The following is a 15,404-nucleotide window of genomic DNA, read 5'->3' as shown; positions in this document are numbered from 1 at the left end:
GGTTCCGTCAGCCACGCGTCACCGCGAGCCCGGGCCCGGGCAGCGCGCGCAGCACGCGCCGCCGCCCGCCGTCGCCCCCGACCTCGAGCGCCGCGACGACGGCGTCCAGATCGACGCGCGCGCACAGCACCTTGACGTTCGGTCCGGCGTCCATGGTGGCCCAGGCGCCGGTGCCGCTCGCGCGCAGGCCGGCGACGGCGTCGAGCACCCCGAGCGAGGCGGGCGCGAGGTAGCGGACGGCCGGGCGGGCGGCCAGCATCGTGGCGTGCATGCGCATCGCGCTCGCCTCCGCGATCTCGCCGAGCTGCGCGAGGTCGCCGGCCGCGATCGCGTCCCGGGCCTGCGCGACGTCGACCTCCGTGTGCTCGACCCACGCGGGGAAGTACGGCGACGTCGCGACGGTCCGCGCCATCGCCTCGCGGCTGCCGATGCTCTTGGGACCGGCGTCCAGCACGACGACGGCCATCGCGACGTCGAGGTCGGCCGCGGCCGGCACGGGCTCGGCGAACGATGTGAGATCGCCCCGGACGGGATCGGCGAGGTCGCCCGCGTGCCAGACGACGAAGCCGCCGTGGACCGAGCGGGACGCCGACCCGGACCCCCGGCGCGCGAGCCGCGACAGGTCGCGGGGCGCGAGATCCAGCCCGTACGCCGCTGCGGTCGCGCCCGCGAGCGCCGCGAACCCCGAGGCGCTGCTGGCCAGCCCGGCCCCGGTGGGCACGGTGTTCACGGAGGTGACGCGCGCACCGCGGCCGGCGAGGTCGCCCTCGACGTCGTCGCGCGTGCGCACGAGGTCGACGAACCGCTGCACCTTCGCCAGCGCCGGGCCCGTCAGGGGCGCGCCGTCGAGGGTCGCGGTCACCTCGCCGGACCCGCCCGCGGGTGCCAGCTCCACCCGCGTCGTGGTGTCGAACGTCGAGAGCGTCAGCGAGAGCGAGGACGTCGCCGGGAGCATGAGGTCGGCGTCGCGCTTGCCCCAGTACTTCACGAGGGCGATGTTCGCGTGGGCCGTCGCGGTCGCGGCAGCCAGGGGTGCGGTCACGTCGTCTCCACCTGGACGTCGTCGGGGCTCGTGCCGGAGGCGACCCCCGCAGCGCCGTCCGGCCCGATCGGGTGGTGCCAGACCGTCACGGCACCGGCCGCGCGCATCGCGGCGTCGACCACGACCGCCCCCGCCTCGTCCCGTACGAGCGCGATGACGCAGCCGCCCTGGCCACCGCCCGTGAGCTTGGCCCCGAGCGCGCCCGCCGCCGTCGCGGCGTCGATCAGCGCGTCGAGCTCCGGGCTGGAGACCCCGAGCTCGCGCAGCATCCCCTGGGCCTGGGACATCTTCGCCCCGACCTGCTCGGCCCGCCCCGCGGCCAGGTCCAGCGCCGCCCCCTGGGCGAGCGCACCGAGGCCGGCGATCAGCGCGGCACCGCGCACCGGGCGCCGCTCGAGGAACGCCGCGACGTCGGCCACCGCGGTGCGTGTGCGCCCCGCCAGGCCCGAGTCGGCCACGACGAGCACCGCCGACGTCCGCGTCGCGAGCCGGCGTGCCACACCAGCCTCGAACCACACCATCGCGTCCGCCGAGGTCGCCCGGGCGTCGAGACCCGACGGCGTGCCGTGGGCCAGCCGCTCCCCGAGGTCGACGAGCGCGAGGTGCTCCGCCTCCGTCAGGGTGACGCCCGCGTAGTCGGCGATCGCCCGGACGAGCGCGCCCGCCACGGCGGCGCTCGACCCGAGTCCGCGCGCGTGCGGGACGTCGCCGACGACCGCGATCTCGAGGTCGCGCAGCGGCAGCCCGACGCGGTCGAGCGCGGCGTGCACGACGGCGCGCGGCGAGCTCATCAGCTCCGGCGCCTGCGCGAGCGGACCGGTGTAGAGGTCGCTGACGACGCTCAGCTCGCCGGGTCGGTGGCGCACCGTCGCACGCACACCCAGAACGTCCAGCGGCATCGCGATGGCGGGCTCCCCGTGCACCACGGCGTGCTCCCCGAACAGGATGACCTTGGCGTGGGCGACGCCACGACCCGTTCTCAGCACGGCTCCACGCTACCCGCGGTCCGCCTTCGCGAGCGCCGCGACCAGGCGCTCGACAGACGATGTCAGCCCCCAGCGCTCCGCCAGCTGCTCGAGCGTCTCGGGGTCGCGCGGACGCGGCGGGAGCAGGCTCTCGTGGGCCGGCAGCTCGGCGTCGCGCAGCACGCGCACGACGGTGGGCGCGACGGCGAGGTAGTCCAGCGCCGCGAGGATCTTGCCCCGGACCGACGGCGACATCCGCCTCTCGGCGGTGTCCTGCGCCGCGGCGACCACGCCGCCGAGCGAGCCGTACGTGCCCAGCAGGCCCGCCGCGGTCTTCTCCCCCACGCCGGCGACACCGGGCAGGCCGTCCGAGGGGTCACCGCGCAGCGCGGCCATGGCCGCGTACCCCTCGCCGTCGGCGACGCCGTACTTCTCCACGAGTCGGGCGGTGTCGACGGTCTCGAGGTTGCGCATGCCGCGACCGGTGTAGAGGACGCGCACGGGCACACCGGACGCGCTGGTCGCGGGTTCGTCGACGAGCTGGAACAGGTCGCGGTCGCCCGTGACGATCTCGACGGCGTCCACACCCGCCGGCGGATCCGCCACCGCGCGCGTCGCGAGCGTCCCGATCACGTCGTCCGCCTCGCACCCCGGGGCGCCGACGCGCGCGATCCCGACGGCAGCGAGCACCTCGGCGATCACCCCCACCTGGGGGACGAGCGCGTCCGGGACCTCCTCGGCCGCGCCGTCGCGACCCGCCGCGGACGCACCACCCGCGACCCGGTGCGCCTTGTACGAGGGGATCGCGGCGACGCGGAACGCCGGCCGCCAGTCGTCGTCCCAGCACGCGACCACGTGCGAGGGCCGGCGGGTGGCGACGAGCGTGGCGACGGCGTCGGTGAACCCGCGCACGGCGCCGACCGGGCTCCCGTCGGGCGCGGTGACGTCCCCCTTCACCCCGTAGAAGGAGCGGAAGTACATGGACGCGGCGTCCAGGAGCAGCAGTGCCGGCATGCCGCTGAGTGTGGCACGGGGCACCGACATCTCAGCCGGTGGCACGCTTTGCGCACGGGAGGCGCAAGAATGGGACACACGAAGCAGGCGGGCCCGCTCCGGCGGCCCGCCACCGACGCGGCAACGTCCCCAGGAGGCACCATGGCGAGCGGATCCCCGCTGCAGCCCACCATCGGCGAGCTGGTCGCCCGGCTCTCGCAGCAGCTCACCGCACTCGTGCGCGGGGAGGTCGACCTGCTCAAGGCGCAGGTCGCCGCCAAGGGCAAGGCGATGGGCCTGGGTGTCGGGCTGTTCGTGGGCGCCGGCCTGTTCGGCTTCCTCGCACTCCTCGTCCTGCTGGCGGCCGCCGTCCTCGGCATCGCGACGGTCCTGCCGGCGTGGGTCGCCGCCCTGATCGTCGCGGGCGCCCTGCTCCTGCTGGCCGGCGTGCTCGCACTCGTGGGCAAGAAGTCGCTCGAGGCGGCCAAGAAGGTCACGCCCGACCCGGTGACGCACCTGAAGCAGGACATCGAGATCGTGAAGGACGGGTTCACCTCATGAGCGAGCAGCACCGCACCGGCGACGTCCACGACGAGGGCTACGCCCCGGCGACGCCCCCGGCCCCCAGATCGAGCTGCCCGAGCAGGAGCCCGCCAAGCGCTCGGTGGCGGAGATCGAGGCAGACAACGCCCGCACGCGGGCCGAGCTGAGCCGCACGGTCGACGAGCTGGCCGACCGGGTGAACCCGAAGGCCCAGGTGGCCGCCGCCAAGGACCGAGCGAGCGAGGCCGCCGCCGAGGTGGCCGAGGCGGCGAAGGCCCGCGCCGCCGTCGCGCAGGATGCCGCGACCACCTTCGTCGGTGACGTGAAGCGCCGCGACCCCAAGGCGCTCGCGATCGCGGGCGGCGTGGTCGTCGCGCTGGTCGTCGTCGTCCTCGTCTCGCTGCGCAAGAAGTAGCGTCTCAGCGGGCGAACGCCCCGTGACCCCTGCCACCCACGCGTCGGTGGTTCGGGGCGATCGTGGCGTGTAATCTGGTGCCCGGCACATACACACTCACCGGTTCTCCTACGTCACGACGGTGGCGGACCGGCACCCGAGCGGAGGGGGTCGAGTCCATGGGACGCGGCCGTCAAAAGGCGAAGCAGACCAAGGTCGCCCGGCAGCTGAAGTACTACAGCCCGGAGACCGACTACCGAGCACTCGAGAAGGAGCTCGGTCACGAACCGGGTGCGTACGGCTCCCCGGGCGGCGCCGTCGATCTCGACGACGACGAGGACGAGCCCGACACCGACGAGTGGCGCCCCGCCCCTCGTAGCTGAGCGCTCGCGGACCCTGCGGTCCCATCGCCTGCACGACCTCCCCGCCGACTCACCCTGGTGACCGGCGGGTTCGTCGTGCCCGCAGCCGCCGGCCGCGCGATGGCCGAGAGCCCGCTCCGCCCTCGCCGTCGCCAGCGAGGGCCGCAGGGAGGTGCCGACCTCAGGCGGTGCGGTAGCTCCCGTGCAGCAGCACGGCGCCGCCGCGCACCCCCTTGGTGCCGCTGACGAGCGCGTGGTGCGTGGCGTCGTCGGGGGTCTCGACGCGGACCGTGCCCAGCTCCCACGCCGCCACGCCCGCGGCCGCGAGCCGAGCCGTCGCCGCCTCGACCTGGGACGCCGGCAGCACCGCCACCATCCCGACCCCGAGGTTCAGCGTCCCCTCGAACCCCTCGAGCTCCGACCCCGCGCCGCGCGCCAGGAGCTGGAACACGGGCGGCACCGTCCACGAGCCGCGCGCCACGTCGGCCACGAGCCCCGCGGGCAGCACCCGCGCGAGGTTCGAGGCGAGGCCGCCGCCGGTGACGTGCGTGAACGCGTGCACCTCGGCGTGCGCGACCAGGTCGAGGCACGCGCGCGTGTAGAGCCGGGTCGGCTCGAGCAGCTCCTCCCCCAGCGTGCGGCCGAGGTCGTCCTCGTGGCGCGCGAGGTCCCAGCCGGTCTCGGCCAGCACGTGGCGCACGAGCGAGTAGCCGTTGGCGTGCAGGCCCGAGGATGCCATCGCGAGGAGGACGTCGCCGTCGCGCACCCGGTCCGGGCCGAGCACCGCGTCGGCCTCGACGACCCCGGTGGCCGCGCCCGCGACGTCGTACTCGTCGGGCTCGAGCAGCCCCGGGTGCTCGGCGGTCTCGCCGCCGACCAGCGCGGTCCCCGTCTCCGAGCACCCGCGCGCGATCCCGGCCACGACGGCGGCGATGCGCTCGGGCACGACGCGGCCGCACGCGATGTAGTCGGTCATGAACAGGGGCTTCGCGCCGGTGACGACGATGTCGTCGACGACCATCCCCACCAGGTCGATCCCGATCGTGTCGTGCTTGTCCAGGCGCTGCGCGAGCGCGACCTTCGTGCCGACGCCGTCGGTCGAGGTCGCCAGGAGCGGCTTGCGGTAGGTCAGGAGGTCTGATGCGTCCCAGAGGCCGGCGAACCCGCCCACGCCCCCGAGCACCTGCGCCCCCTGCGTGCGGGCGACCGCCGCCTTCATCAGCTCGACGGCGCGGTCCCCCGCCTCGACGTCGACTCCGGCCCGGCTGTAGAGATCGCTCACCCGGTCAACCTACCGTCTCGCCCCGCGCCCCATCCCGGCACGACCACCCCGTGCGCGTGGGAGAATCGCACGACACGATCCCCCCACCCCCTGGAGCAGCGCTTCCATGTGCGGCATCGTGGGAGCCGTCTCGAACGAGGCGGCGTCCCAGCTCATCTACGACAGCCTGTCCCTGCTGCAGCACCGCGGCCAGGACTCCACCGGCATCGCGACGGCGGAGGGGAGCGTCTTCCACGTCGTCAAGGCCAAGGGGCAGGTCCGCGAGGCCTACCGCACCCGGGACATGCGCAAGCTGCTCGGCACCATGGGCCTCGGGCACGTGCGGTACGCGACCCAGGGCAAGGCGTCCGCCGAGGAGGAGAGCCAGCCCTTCTACGTCAACGCGCCGTACGGGATCATGCTCGTCCACAACGGCAACCTCACCAACGTGCGCGAGCTGCGCGACGACCTCTTCGACGTCGACCGCCGGCACATGAACACGCACTCGGACACGGAGCTGCTGCTCAACGTGCTCGCCACCGAGCTCCAGCAGGTGATGAGCGGCAACCACCTCGACACCGACCAGATCTTCACCGCGGTCGAGCGCGTGCACGAGCGGATCGAGGGCTCCTACGCCGTCATCGCGATGATCGCGGGCTACGGCATGCTCGCGTTCCGCGACCCGAAGGGCATCCGGCCGCTGACGCTGGGGCGCCGCGAGTCGACGCTGACCGGCGAGGACTGGATCGTCGCGTCCGAGTCCCTGGTGCCGGAGGCCTACGGCTACGAGGTGTTCCGCGAGGTGGCACCGGGTGAGGCCGTGTTCATCACGATGGGCGGCGAGATGACCTCGCGCCAGTGCCACCCGAATCCGAGCCTGGTGCCGTGCTCGTTCGAGTACGTCTACCTCGCCCGTCCGGACTCCACGATGAACGGCATCTCCGTCTACGACGCCCGCCTGCGCCTCGGTGACCGGCTCGCCTCGACGGTGGCGCGCTACACGCCCACCGGCTCGATCGACGTCGTCATGCCCATCCCGGACTCGGCCCGCCCGGCCGCGATGCAGGTGGCGCGCCGGCTCGGCCTGGAGTACCGCGAGGGGTTCTACAAGAATCGGTACGTGGGCCGCACGTTCATCATGCCGGGGCAGGGTGAGCGCAAGAAGTCGGTGCGGCAGAAGCTGAACGCGATGGGGTCGGAGTTCAAGGGGAAGTCGATCCTCATCGTGGACGACTCGATCGTGCGCGGCACCACCTCGCGCCAGATCGTCGACATGGCCCGGGCGGCCGGCGCCGCGCGCGTCACGTTCGCCTCGGCGGCTCCCCCGGTGCGCTACCCGCACGTCTACGGCATCAACATGCCCACGCGCAGCGAGCTCATCGCGCACGGCCGCACGATCCCCGAGGCGAACACGGCGCTCGGCGCCGACTTCCTCGTCTACCAGGAGGTCGAGGACATGAAGTCGGCGATCCTCGAGGGTCAGAGCGAGGTCACCGACCTGGAGATGAGCTGCTTCGACGGCCGCTACATCGCCGGCCGTGTCGACGACGAGTACCTCGAGTGGGTCGAGAAGACCATCAGCTCCTGAGGCGACGACTCACCACCGCGCTCACGCCAGCCGCTTCTGCCACGCCCCCTCGGACACCAGCGGTACGAAACCCATGGCCTCGTTGATGGCGAGCATCGGCCGGTTCTCCTCGGCGTTCCACGTCATCACCCGCGGCGAGGTCGGGGCGACTCCGCGCCAGCGCAGGATCGCCTCGCCCTTCACCAGCGCTCCCAGCCGGTGCCCGCGGTGCTCGCGGAGCACGAGGGTGTCCTCCTGGTGCGTCGCCGTCGTGCGGTCCTGGTTGCCCACGAGCTCGGTGAACGCGCACAGCTCGCCCGTGGCGGTGTGCCGGGCCGCGACGACCTGCAGCGTGCGCCCCGCGGCGGTGTAGCGGGTGTCGTGCTCGGCCACGCGCGCCGCGTCCCAGACCTCCTCGGGCGTCTCCATCGCAGCCGCGGGCACGTCGGTCGCCATCCGCGACTTCAGCCACGCGTATCCCGCCACGTGCTCGGGCGGCGTCGGCGCCTGCCAGGACACGACGTCGTACTCCGCCGCGTGCGTGCGCGCGTCCGCCAGCAGCGCCTCGATCCGCGCGGTGGTGGCGGGGTCGGTCAGGTCCAGGACGCTCGCGCGCTCGACCTGCTCCAGCGCGAATCCGTGCGCGAGCAGGAAGCGGGTGTTGTGCGCGTCGGCGGGGACGCTGCCGAATCCCGTGGGTGGCGCCAGGCGGTCCCCACCGCCGCCCGTCACCTCGTGGTGCTCCGCCCAGCACTGCAGCGTGGTGCGACCGTGCTCGCGCGCGGTCCGCTCGATCAGCGCCATCGCCGCGCCCCCGATCCCGCGCCCCCAGACCTCCGGGTGCAGCTCGATCTGCACGAGCCCGACGGCGCCTCCGCCCTCGTGCGGCAGGTCCAGCCCCAGGCGTCCGACGACGGCGCCGTCCAGCACCGCGATCCAGGTGAGCCGCTTCTCGTGCGCCCCGGGGGCGTAGTACGGGAGCAGCTCGGCCGCCGTGATCGCGTGGTCGTCGTGGCCGGACACCAGGCGGTAGACCTCGTTGCGCACCCGCACCATCTCGGCGAAGTCGCCGGCGTCGGGGGCGTCGATCGCCGTCGGGATCGTGAGCGGGCGCAGCTCGAGGCCGTCAGGAGCGGGGTGGTCGGTGGTGGTCACGGCGCCGAGCCTAGGAACGCCGGCCCGCACGGGCCAGGTGATTTCCGCCGGTACGACGCCGGTTCAGGCGACCTCGAGCGCCACGGTCCGCCGCTCGACGTCGGCACCCACCACCCGCACTCGCACCCGCGTCCCGAGCACGAGGGCGTCAGCGGGCCCGGCGATCCGTGAGCGCACCGCCGGCTCGTCCACCAGCACGGTGGCGCGCGCCTCGCCCTCGCGGCCCTCCTCGCGCGACGGCGTGGACTCCACCACGACGGCGTCCAGCACCTCTCCCTCGCGCCCCGAGAGCAGCACGGCCTCCACCAGGTCGACCGACGCCTTCTCGTAGGCGTTCGCGCGCTGGTTGGCCGCCGCCATCGTCGCGGGGAGGTCGTCCAGCGCCGCCAGCACCCACTCCGGCACCGGGGTGCCGGCGAGGTGCGCGAGCGCGACCTCGCCAGCGTAGCGGTCCACGAGTCGACGGAGCGGTGCGGTGGTGTGCGCGTACTCGGCGGCGATCGCGCTGTGGGCGGCGCCGGTCGGGACACCGGGGTTGGCGCTCGTGCCGAACGCGGTGTACCCGGCACCGCGGAAGAGCCGGGTCGCCTCGGTCGCGAACGCCGCGTGGGCGGGCCGGGAGGCGTCGAGACCGGCGGCGAACATGCCGTAGGAGACCCGGCGCGGCCAGTCCAGCCCCAGGGCCCGCGCCACGTGCCGCAGGCGCACCACGTCGCCGTCGCGCGCCGGGGCGAGAGTCCGCCAGATCCCGGCGCCGGCCTCCCGGTGCAGCCGCGCGGCGGCGATCCCGGTCAGCAGCGACAGCTGGGCGTTGTACTCGTCGCTCGGCAGGCCGGCGCGGTAGGTGAGGGTCCAGGCGCCGGCGTCGGTGCGGGCCACCTCCTGGTCGGGGACGTCCAGCGTCGCGCCACCGCGCTCGATCTGGGCGTCGGCGCGCAGCTGCCCGACGACGGGAAGGAGCTGCAGCATCTCCGGCGCGGTGCTCGCGTCGAGGTCGGCCTGCACCTGGGCGTAGCTCAGCTTCGCGCGGGAGCGCACCCACGAGCGCCGGACGTCGACGTCGGTGAGCGCGCCGTCGCCGTCGAGCGCCAGACGCCAGAGCACCGCAGGACGCTCGACGTCGGGCAGGAGGCTGGCCGCCCCCTCCGACAGCTCCGGCGGGTGGAGCCCGTAGCGGCCGTCGGGGCCGTAGGTGGTCAGACCACGGCGGTGGGTCTCGACGTCGAGCGCACCGCCCGGACGGACGAAGGCGGCGACGTCGGCGATCGCGTAGTGGACCACGTACCCGCTGCCGCTCCGCGCCAGGTGGAAGGCCTGGTCCAGGTCCTGCGACGACGGCGGGTCGAGCGTCACGAGCTCGAGGTCGCTCCGGTCGGCGTAGGCCTTCGGGTCCGCCGGACCGCGTTCGGCGGCCCGCCTGGCCTCCGTGAGCGCCTCGGCCGGGAAGTCCGTCGGGATCTCGAGCTCGGTGCGCAGCCTCTCCAGCCCGACGGCGACGGCGTCGCGCGCCGCCCCCGCGCGCAGCGCGCGCCTAGCCACGACCCGCTCGCGTCCGCACCGGTGCGCTCATACCTCGAACGTACAAGGCGGACGGGCCAGACGCCTGCGCGGATCGCGCCGTCGCTCGGCCGTCAGTCGCGGCGGCGCCGCCACGTGCGCCGCGGCAGGTCCCTCGCCGCGGTCGGGCGACCGGGGGCGCCGTCCATGCGGCGAATGCTGCGGCGGTCGAACCACACGGCGACGGCGTAGCTCGCCAGGGCGAAGAAGCCGCTGAGCCCGATGAGCAGGAGCCAGAACAGCCCCCACGAGTCGAGGGCGCGCGCGGCCAGCTCCTCGGGAGGGATCGTCTGGTCCCGCACGAAGCTGAACAGCCCGGCGACGAAGATCGCCAGGAACAGCCCGACGAAGAGGAAGGCGCCGAACCGGGGGCGCGACGCACGCGGGAGCGGTCGGTGAGGTCGGCGACGGCGGCACGCTCGGCCACGACCTCGCGGGCGGGCGGCATCGGGGTCGCGGCGGGCGCGGCGGGCGCGGCGGCAGAGCCGTCCCGGGGCTCGACGTCGGGCTCCTGGTCCTTCTCCTCGCTCACTCCAGCAACCTACCCCGGCCCGTCCGGACGCCCCCCATCGGGCCCGGGGGCACCGGTGTGCGCTGCCTCACGAGCGGGGCCGCAGGTAGGGCAGGAACTCCGACAGGTCCGAGCGCGTGCCGGAGGCCTGCACGCCGCCGTCGTCGATCGGGCGGTGCAGGACCTCGGACCAGCCGGTGCGACCGGTCACGAGCGCGAGCCAGGTGTGGGGCCGGCACTCCACCACGTTCGGCGGCGTGCCGCGCGTGTGTCGCGGACCGCCGATCGCTTGGACCGCACCGGCGGGGGGCACGCGCACCTCCACCGAGTGGCCCGGGTGGAGCGCCTCGAGCTCCTCCAGGGAGAACCGCACAGCCGTGAGGAGGACGGAACGCGCCGTCGCCTCGCCCTGCCGCGCCCACTCCTCGAGTGCCGCCTGCCCCGCGAGGGGGTCGATCCGCCGTCGTGCCACCCGACCATTCTCCGCCGAGCCGGCGCAGGAGGTGTCGCGGAGGCGGCGGGGACGCGAGCGGCCCGATGACGCGGGGGCGTCACCGGGCCGTTCACGGGCGAACCCCTCAGCCGAGCGCGAGTACCTCGCGCACCTCGGGGTCGCACAGCTCGAGCGCGGCGGCGCGCGAGGCCGCGGCGGTGCGCCCGCCCCGCGCGGCACCGGCGATCGCCTCGCACTGCTCGCGCGTGTGCTTCGACAGCGCGAAGCGGACACCGGGGACGGCGGCCGGGGACATGGACAGCGACGTGATGCCGAGCCCGGTCAGCACGAGCGCCATGAGCGGGTCGGACGCCGACTCGCCGCAGACACCGGCCGGCTTCTCGGCCTCGCCGCCGGCCCAGGAGACCGCCGCGACCAGCTCGAGCACCGCGGGCTGCCACGGGTCGAGCAGGTCCACGAGCCCACCCAGCAGCCGGTCGGCCGCCATCGTGTACTGCGCGAGGTCGTTCGTGCCGAGGGAGACGAAGTCGACGGCGCTGAACACGTCCCGGGCCCGCAGCGCGGCGGCCGGGACCTCGATCATCACGCCGACCTTCGCGAGCCCCGCCTCCCGGGCCAGCCGCGCGAACTCGGTCGCCTCGTCGACGTCGGCGATCATCGGGGCCATCACCCAGGGCTCGACGCCGGTGCGCCGCGAGGCCTCCGCCAGCGCGTGCAGCTGGTCGGCCATGAGCTCCGGTGCCGTGCGTACGAGGCGGTAGCCGCGCACCCCCAGCGCCGGGTTCTCCTCGTCGCTCCGCGTGACGAACGCGAGCGGCTTGTCGGCGCCCGCGTCGAGCGTGCGGACCACGACCTTGCGGCCCCCGAGCGCGCGGAGGGCGCGCTCGTAGGTGTCGGCCTGCTCCTCGCGCGTCGGTGCCGTCGTCCGGCCGAGGAACAGGACCTCGGTGCGGAACAGGCCCACGCCCTCGACGGCGGCGTCGGTGAGCCGCTCGGCGTCCTCGGCCGTGCCGATGTTCGCGAGGAGCTGGACGGGGTGACCGTCCGCCGTCGCGCCGTCGGAGGTGTCGTCCGCGAGGCGCTGCAGGGCGTCACCGCGGGCCTGGGCGCGGGCGCGGACGTCGTCGTCGGGGTCGATCGTGACCGTGCCGGCTGCGGCGTCGACCGCGACGACCTGACCGTCGGCGAGGTCGGCCGCGCCACCCACCCGCACGATGCACGGGATGCCGAGCTGGCCGGCGATGATCGCCGTGTGGCCGGTCGGGCCGCCCTGCTCGATGATGATCGCCAGCACCTTGTCCAGGTCCAGCGCCGCGGTGTCCGCCGGCGCCAGGTCCTGCGCGACGACGACGCTCGGCTCCGCCAGCGCCGGCACGCCCGGTTCGGGCAGGCCCGCCAGCCGCGAGATCACGCGGTCGCGCACCGAGCGCAGATCCGTCACGCGCTCGGCGAGGTAGCCCCCGGCGGCGGTGAACAGGTCGATGTACTCCTTCGTGGCGTGGTCGACGGCGAAGGTCGGCTCCTGCCCCTGCATCACGCGGGTCTTGGCCTCGCCGACGAGCTCGGGGTCGCTCGCCATCGCGGCGGTGGCCTCGAGCACCTCGCCCATCGTGGTGCCCGCGGCCTGCTCCGCACGCGCGGTGAGGGCGTCGGCGACGTCGCGGTAGGCCTGCGCGACGCGCTCGACCGCCTCGGCGCGCCCGGCCTCGCTGTCGGGGCCGGCGGCCTCCGTGGGCGTGGGGGGCGCCGGGTGGGCGCGCGCCACCGGACCGACGACGGCGCCCCGCCCGACGCCGGATCCGGTGAGCACCGACGCCGCTGTCACTGCGCGTCCAGGTCCGTCTCGAGCAGCGTCTGCAGCTCGTCCAGGACGGCCTCGTCCTCGGCGGCGATCGTCACGGTCGCGCCGCTCTTCACCCCGAGCGCCATCACGCGCAGGATGCTGCCGGCGTCGACCGGGTTCCCGCCGTCGACGGCGATCGTGGCGCCCTTGCCTGCGGCGGCCTGCGTGAAGAGCTTGGCGGGACGGGCGTGAAGACCCTGCGCGGATGCGACGACCACGGTGCGCTCTGCCATCTCAAGACTCCTTCGTCACTTCGGTTGTGCCCCGAGGGGCCTGGGTGGTTCGGGGGGCGATCGCCCGGGCGGGCCGGGCGTGTCACGCCCTGTCTACGGTGACCCGTGCGGGTCGGTCAACAGTGGCGCGGTTGGCCCGGCGCCTGACTCGGTCTCGTCGCGGTGGCGGATCGGTGCGGGTGCCCGCATCAGTCCACCAGCGTCGCGAACGAGGCCTCGAGCTCCTCGGACGTGAGGATGCGTGCGGCGGCGAGGTCGACGTCGTCGGGCCCCGGGACCTGCGACCCGGGGAGCTGCACCGCGGCGGCGCCGTAGGCGAGCGCGGTGGTGAGGGCGCGGTCGCGGCCCGCGTCCCGCGCGCCGAGGTAGCCGGCGAGGAAGCAGTCGCCGGCGCCGACCGAGGACCGCACCTCGGCGGCGCGCGAGGTGCCTGCGAGGACCCCCTCGCCGTCGACCAGGACGGCGCCGGCCGCGCCGAGGGAGATCACGACGGTCTCCACGCCGCGCTCGCGCACCTCCTGGGCGGCGGCGACGGCGTCGCCCACCGTCACGACCGGCCGGCCGACGGCCTGGGCCAGCTCCTCCGCGTTGGGCTTGACGAGGTCCGGGGCGGCGGCGAGCGCGGCGGTCAGGGCGGGGCCGGAGGTGTCGACGACGACGCGCATCCCGGCCTCGCGCAGCGTCCCGGTCACGGTGGCGTAGACGTCGTCGGGGACCCCCGGCGGGAGGGACCCGCACAGCACGACCCAGTCGCCGGGGTGGGCGACCTGGAGGAGGCGGGCGACGACGGCGTCCAGCTCGTCCTGGCGCAGCGCCTCGCCCTGGGCGTTGAGCTTGGTGGTGGTGCCGTCAGGTTCGGCGACCGTGATGTTGGAGCGGGTCTCGCCGTGGACCGCGACGGCGTCGTGCGCGACGCCCTCCTCCTCGAGCAGCTCCGCGAGACGGCGACCGTCCGGACCCCCGAGCGGGAGCAGCGCGAGCGAGTCGAACCCGTTGGCGAGCAGCGCCCGGGTGACGTTGACGCCCTTGCCGCCGGGGTGGATGGCGTTGCCCGTGGCGCGCGAGACGCGGCCGCGCTCGAGGCGGGCGATCTCGATGGTGCGGTCGACGGACGGGTTGAGGGTGACCGTGACGATGGTGGTCGGACGCGTCGCTGCGTTCATGGGCCTCATCCTGCGGGAGCGGAACTGACCCTCTTTGTTTACTCCCGTTTCTGTGGATATGTCAAGGTTGACCGGTCCGACTGTGTTGCTTTCGGTGCGCTACGGGCCGCCGGCTGGCTCCCTCGCCACCCACCACCCGGCCCCCCGCCACCCGGCACCCGGCACCCCGCGACCGCACCGCGTGCGCACGTTCTGCTGCTTCACATCCGCCGAAGCAGCAGTACGTGCGCACGCGGCGGGCGCCCCGGGCCGGAGGGGGCCGGACGGGGCCGGAACGGCGGGCCAGGACGGACCGGCCGGCCAGGGCGGACCGGGTGTGCCTGACGAGGGGCCCGACAGGCCTGGCGTGCGGTGCCGTGCGTGCCGGCGCAAGTTGTCCACAGGTTGACGCCGCGGGCCCCGTCCGCCGTCGCCCGCGGGGTAGACCTGGTGCGTGCCCACTCCGCTGACCCTGCTGCCCGAACCGCTCGCGAGCGGACCGTTCAGCACGGCGGCCGCCCGCGACCAGGGAGTCTCGGCGGCGCGACTGCGCCACCGCCGACTCGCGACACCCTTCCACGGCGCACGGGTCCTCGGGCCGGCACCAGCGCCGACCGACATGCAGGCACGCGCGCTCGCACTTGCCTCCGTGCTGGACCGGCGCCACATCTTCGGCGGGACGACGGCTCTGCGCCTGTGCGGCGTCGACGTCCCTGCGCGTCTCCGTCACGAGCAGACCCTGCACCTCGTCGTCGTGAGCCCGGGCGCGCGGGTCCGGCGGGCGGGCGTCACCTGCCGGGTGGTTCCCCGTTACGGGAGGGTACGCACCCTCGCCAGCGGTCTCGTGGTCACCTCTGGGCCCACGACGTTCCTCCACCTCGCGAGGGACCTGACGCTGGAGGAGATGATCGAGGTCGGCGACGCCCTCACACGTCGGCGAAACCCCGTCACGAACCTGGAGCACCTCCGCGCGCACGTCGGCGGGTCCCCGCCCTGTGCCGGGCTGCGGACGGCGCGACAGGCGCTGGAGCTCGTGGTCCCCGGCACCGACTCGATGCCGGAGACGACCCTGCGGCGCATCATCGAACGGGCAGGCCTGCCCCGCCCCGCCGTGAACGCACCCGCCTACGCCGACGGCGCGTACCTCGGACGGCCCGACCTCAGCTACCCGGATCTGAAGATCGCCATCGAGTACCTGGGCGACGTCCACCGCACCGACCGGCGGACCTGGCGGATCGACGTCGAGCGCCACCAGCGGTTCCGCGACGCCGGGTGGACCGTTCACGAGGCGACCGGTGCCACCCTGGTCGATCCGCGGAGCCTGCTGGCACGACTCCGCTCCGCGCACACCCACCTCGGTTAGCCGGCCACTCCGCCCCCGT

The 15,404-nt window shown here is 74.7% G+C and carries 16 protein-coding genes; 5 read left to right on the top strand and 11 right to left on the bottom strand.

The genetic code is table 11. The features are described from left to right. Positions 1-7: 7 nt before the first annotated feature. The 3 genes from mvaD to QQK22_RS01040 are packed head-to-tail and all read right to left on the bottom strand — an operon-like array spanning position 8 to position 3,021. On the bottom strand, positions 8-1,042 hold the full coding sequence (mvaD, locus tag QQK22_RS01050) for a diphosphomevalonate decarboxylase (RefSeq protein ID WP_284248735.1): 1,035 nt from the start codon (positions 1,040-1,042) through the stop codon (positions 8-10). Next, positions 1,039-2,028: a mevalonate kinase gene (gene mvk / locus QQK22_RS01045; protein ID WP_284248732.1), complete on the bottom strand. Its 990-nt coding sequence runs from the start codon at positions 2,026-2,028 to the stop codon at positions 1,039-1,041. Before mvk ends, mvaD begins: the two co-directional genes overlap by 4 nt. Positions 2,029-2,037: 9 nt before the next feature. Further along, positions 2,038-3,021, bottom strand: coding sequence for a 5'-3' exonuclease (locus QQK22_RS01040; RefSeq protein WP_284248730.1), 984 nt, complete (start codon positions 3,019-3,021; stop codon positions 2,038-2,040). A 141-nt stretch (positions 3,022-3,162) separates the two neighbouring features. Between QQK22_RS01040 and QQK22_RS01035 the strand changes: the two genes are divergently transcribed. From QQK22_RS01035 to QQK22_RS01025, 3 genes are all read left to right on the top strand, one after another. Further along, positions 3,163-3,561, top strand: a complete 399-nt coding sequence (locus QQK22_RS01035) for a phage holin family protein (RefSeq protein ID WP_284248729.1) — start codon at positions 3,163-3,165, stop codon at positions 3,559-3,561. Positions 3,562-3,664: 103 nt separating this feature from the next. Next, complete coding sequence (locus tag QQK22_RS01030) at positions 3,665-3,958, top strand: DUF3618 domain-containing protein (RefSeq protein WP_284248727.1); 294 nt, start codon at positions 3,665-3,667, stop codon at positions 3,956-3,958. Positions 3,959-4,116: 158 nt separating this feature from the next. Then, entirely contained in the window at positions 4,117-4,320 is a 204-nt protein-coding gene (locus QQK22_RS01025; protein ID WP_284248725.1) for a DUF3073 domain-containing protein, read from the top strand. A 160-nt stretch (positions 4,321-4,480) separates the two neighbouring features. Here the strand turns inward: QQK22_RS01025 and purM are convergent, their stop codons facing one another. After that, positions 4,481-5,581, bottom strand: coding sequence for a phosphoribosylformylglycinamidine cyclo-ligase (gene purM, locus QQK22_RS01020; protein WP_284248724.1), 1,101 nt, complete (start codon positions 5,579-5,581; stop codon positions 4,481-4,483). Positions 5,582-5,687: 106 nt separating this feature from the next. Between purM and purF the strand changes: the two genes are divergently transcribed. Continuing rightward, positions 5,688-7,148 (top strand): amidophosphoribosyltransferase, encoded by a 1,461-nt coding sequence (purF, locus tag QQK22_RS01015; protein ID WP_284248723.1) that lies wholly within the window; start codon positions 5,688-5,690, stop codon positions 7,146-7,148. 21 nt (positions 7,149-7,169) lie between these two features. Here purF and QQK22_RS01010 read toward each other — a convergent pair whose 3' ends face one another. The 7 genes from QQK22_RS01010 to pfkB form a co-directional block, all read right to left on the bottom strand. Then, entirely contained in the window at positions 7,170-8,282 is a 1,113-nt protein-coding gene (locus QQK22_RS01010; protein ID WP_284248722.1) for a GNAT family N-acetyltransferase, read from the bottom strand. A 63-nt stretch (positions 8,283-8,345) separates the two neighbouring features. After that, a complete protein-coding gene (locus tag QQK22_RS01005; protein ID WP_284248721.1) occupies positions 8,346-9,821 on the bottom strand; it encodes an RNB domain-containing ribonuclease in 1,476 nt (491 codons plus the stop codon). 92 nt (positions 9,822-9,913) lie between these two features. Next, positions 9,914-10,141 carry a hypothetical protein gene (locus QQK22_RS01000; protein ID WP_284248720.1) on the bottom strand — a complete coding sequence of 76 codons (228 nt, stop codon included), beginning with the start codon at positions 10,139-10,141 and terminating at the stop codon, positions 9,914-9,916. A gap of 297 nt (positions 10,142-10,438) precedes the next feature. After that, positions 10,439-10,822, bottom strand: a complete 384-nt coding sequence (locus tag QQK22_RS00995) for a sterol carrier family protein (RefSeq protein WP_284248718.1) — start codon at positions 10,820-10,822, stop codon at positions 10,439-10,441. Between the two features lie 106 nt (positions 10,823-10,928). Further along, positions 10,929-12,614, bottom strand: a complete 1,686-nt coding sequence (ptsP, locus tag QQK22_RS00990) for a phosphoenolpyruvate--protein phosphotransferase (protein ID WP_284248717.1) — start codon at positions 12,612-12,614, stop codon at positions 10,929-10,931. A gap of 11 nt (positions 12,615-12,625) precedes the next feature. Further along, on the bottom strand, positions 12,626-12,880 hold the full coding sequence (locus QQK22_RS00985) for an HPr family phosphocarrier protein (RefSeq protein WP_284248716.1): 255 nt from the start codon (positions 12,878-12,880) through the stop codon (positions 12,626-12,628). 188 nt (positions 12,881-13,068) lie between these two features. Next, positions 13,069-14,043 carry a 1-phosphofructokinase gene (pfkB, locus tag QQK22_RS00980; RefSeq protein WP_284248714.1) on the bottom strand — a complete coding sequence of 325 codons (975 nt, stop codon included), beginning with the start codon at positions 14,041-14,043 and terminating at the stop codon, positions 13,069-13,071. Between the two features lie 433 nt (positions 14,044-14,476). Here pfkB and QQK22_RS00975 point away from each other — a divergent pair, with 433 nt between their 5' ends. Next, entirely contained in the window at positions 14,477-15,385 is a 909-nt protein-coding gene (locus tag QQK22_RS00975) for a hypothetical protein (protein WP_284248713.1), read from the top strand. The last annotated feature ends 19 nt before the right edge of the window (positions 15,386-15,404 follow it).

The sequence above is a fragment of the Litorihabitans aurantiacus genome, from assembly GCF_030161595.1.
Lineage (GTDB): Bacteria > Actinomycetota > Actinomycetes > Actinomycetales > Beutenbergiaceae > Litorihabitans > Litorihabitans aurantiacus.
Note: the sequence above shows the minus strand (reverse complement) of the source record. Positions and strands in the feature narration are given on the sequence as shown.